Source organism: Amycolatopsis sp. NPDC054798, assembly GCF_053611505.1.
Genome location: NZ_JBSHAM010000213.1, coordinates 1 through 2707 on the forward strand (window position 1 = coordinate 1; position 2707 = coordinate 2707).

At 70.6% G+C, this 2707-nt stretch carries 3 protein-coding genes; all 3 read right to left on the minus strand.

Annotation, left to right across the window (positions count from 1 at the left end; all coding sequences use genetic code 11):
* Positions 1–45: 45 nt before the first annotated feature.
* The 3 genes from ACWGIC_RS44835 to ACWGIC_RS44845 are packed head-to-tail and all read right to left on the minus strand — an operon-like array spanning position 46 to position 2602.
* Positions 46–495, minus strand: coding sequence for a tetratricopeptide repeat protein (locus ACWGIC_RS44835; RefSeq protein ID WP_452082050.1), 450 nt, complete (start codon positions 493–495; stop codon positions 46–48).
* Positions 492–1241: a 4-hydroxy-tetrahydrodipicolinate reductase gene (gene dapB, locus ACWGIC_RS44840; RefSeq protein WP_452082051.1), complete on the minus strand. Its 750-nt coding sequence runs from the start codon at positions 1239–1241 to the stop codon at positions 492–494. The genes ACWGIC_RS44835 and dapB overlap by 4 nt, the downstream gene beginning before the upstream one ends.
* On the minus strand, positions 1238–2602 hold the full coding sequence (locus ACWGIC_RS44845; RefSeq protein WP_452082052.1) for a M16 family metallopeptidase: 1365 nt from the start codon (positions 2600–2602) through the stop codon (positions 1238–1240). The genes dapB and ACWGIC_RS44845 overlap by 4 nt, the downstream gene beginning before the upstream one ends.
* Between the last annotated feature and the right edge of the window lie 105 nt (positions 2603–2707).

The following is a 2707-nucleotide window of genomic DNA, read 5'->3' on the forward strand; positions in this document are numbered from 1 at the left end:
CCTCAGGGGTCCCCTCACGGACTTTTGCGGAGGAAAGAGCCGGCGCTACTTGCGCTCCGCGGCTTCCAGCTCGATCGCCTTGCGCATGGTCGCCCGCGCCCGGCGGCGGTCCCCCGCGATGTCGTAGGCGTACGCCAGCCGGTACCAGGCCCGCCAATCCTCTTGGCTCGCCTCGACTTCCGCGCGGCGCTCGTCGAACCACGCGTCCGCGGCGTCGCGGTCCACGCGGCCGGACGGGCGGCGCGGAAGGTCCGACACGTCCGGCAGGCCGCCCTCGGCGTCGAGCCGCCGCGACAGCCGCTGGATCTGCACGCCGGAGCGCCAGGTCGTCCAGACGATCCAGATTCCCAGCAGCGGCAGCAGAAACACGCCGATGCCGAGCGCGATCCCGGTCGGCGTCCCGGTGCCGAACAAGGCCACGGCCCGGTCCGCCAGCAGGACCAGGTACACCACCAGCGCCGCGGTCATCAACAGCGCGAAATTACGGGCTTTCACAGGTCGAGCACGTTCTCCAGGCCGACCGTCAGGCCGGGACGCGACACCACCGAACGCACGCCGAGCAGCACGCCCGGCATGAACGACGTCCGGTCCAGCGAATCGTGCCGGATGGTCAGGGTTTCGCCCTCGCCGCCGAACAGGATCTCCTCGTGCGCCACCAGGCCCGGCAGGCGGACCGAGTGCACATGGACGTCCTCGACCGAAGCGCCGCGGGCACCGTCCATTTCGGACGTCGTGGCGTCCGGACCGGGAGCGACCCCGGCTTCAGCGCGAGCGGCGGCGATCATCCGCGCGGTGTGCGCGGCGGTGCCGGACGGGGCGTCGGCCTTGCGGTTGTGGTGCAGCTCGATGATCTCGGCCGAGGCGTAGAACTTCGCCGCCTGCGCCGCGAACCGCATCGCCAGCACCGCTCCCAGCGCGAAGTTCGGCGCGATCAGAACGCCCAGCTGCGGCTTGTCCGCCAGCAGCCCGCGCAGTTCGGCCAGCCGCTCCTCGCTGAACCCGGTGGTGCCGACGACCGCGTGCAGATCGTGCGCGATCAGCCAGCGCAAGTTGTCCATCACCGCGTCCGGATGCGTGAAGTCCACGACCACCTGGGCGTTCTCCAGCGCGGCGAAATCGTCGCCCGCGTCCAGCGCGGCCACCAGTTCCTGGTCCGCGGCGCCTTCCACGGCTTTCACCACGGTCGCACCCATGCGGCCGCGCGCGCCCAGCACGCCGACGCGGATCGGGGACTCGGTCATGACGCGATCACCTCGTGCAGATCGTCGGGCAGGTCGTCGGCGTGAGCGTACGGCCCCACCACCGCCGCGGACGACACCCCGCCGGGGCGCCGCAGCAGAGTGCGAGCGAGCGCACACACGTCTTCGGTCGTGACCGCGTCGATCCGCGCGATCGTGTCGTCCACGCCCAGGTACCGGGCGTAGTTCAGTTCGTTCTTGCCGATCCGGGACATCCGCGAGGAGGTGTCCTCCAGTCCCAGCACGAGCCCGCCGCGCAGCTGCCCCTTGGCGCGCGCGACCTCGGCGTCGGACAGCCCGTCCGCGGCGACCGAGTCCAGCACCTCGCGGATCACGCCGGAAACCTCGCCCAGCCGCTCCGGCTGACAGCCCGCGTACACCGACATGTGCCCGAGATCGGCGTAGCTCGCCACCGACGAGTACACCTGGTACGCGAGCCCGCGACGCTCGCGGATCTCCTGGAACAGCCGGGAACTCATGCCGCCGCCGAGCGCCGCGTTGAGCACCGACAGCGTGAACCGGCGCTCGTCGTGCCGCGGCAGCGCTCGGAAACCGAGCATCACGTGCGCCTGCTCGGTGTCGTCCGGGTGCAGCGCCAGCTTCGGCACGGTCTTCAGCCGCGCGCGGCCGGATCGCGGGGCGACCGGCGTCGCGGTGCCGCCGAGACGGTCCTTGAGCGCGCGTTTGACCAGCCGCAGCACCTGCGTGTGCTCGACGTTCCCGGCGACCGCAAGCACCATCCGGGGCAGGGTGTAGCGACGGCGGTAGAAGCCGCGCAGGGCGACCGGCGACATTTCGGTGATGGACTTTTCCGTGCCCAGCACCGGACGGCCCAGGGGGTGCTCGCCGAGGATCGCGCTGACGAATTCCTCGTGCAGCAAGTCTTCCGGGTCGTCGTCGCGCATCGCGATCTCTTCGAGGACGACGCTGCGTTCCATGTCCATGTCGCGGTCGGTGCACTGCGCTTCGAAGACCACGTCGGTGACGAGATCGAGCGCGAGCGGCAGGTCCGCGTCCAGGACCTGGGCGTAGTAGCAGGTGTGTTCTTTGGCGGTGAAGGCGTTGAATTCGCCGCCTACCGCGTCGATCTCCTCCGCGATCTGGGTGGCGTCGCGGTGGGCGGTTCCCTTGAACAGCAGGTGTTCCAGGTAGTGCGCGGCACCGGCGACCGGGGCCGGTTCGTCGCGGGAACCCACGCCGACCCATAAGCCGACTGTCGCGGAGCGGGAGGCCGGGACGTGCTCGGTGATCACCCGCAGGCCGCCGGGGAGGACGCTTCGCTTGACGACCGCACCGTCCGAAGTGGACTCCAGGGTGCGGGTGGTGCCGACGGGCTGCTCGTGCCCGGAAACCTGCCGTGCCAATGAAACCTCTGTGTTTGATTGCGCCGGCTCCGCCGTCGCGGCGGGATCGCCTTGAAGTCGGCGTCTGGAGGGCTAGTGCACCCGGCCCGGGGGGCCGTGCGCACT

Coding starts and splice junctions, on each gene's coding strand:
- dapB (WP_452082051.1), bottom strand. CDS start 1,241: ATGACCGAGTCCCCGATCCGCGTCGGCGTGCTGGGCGCGCGCGGCCGC.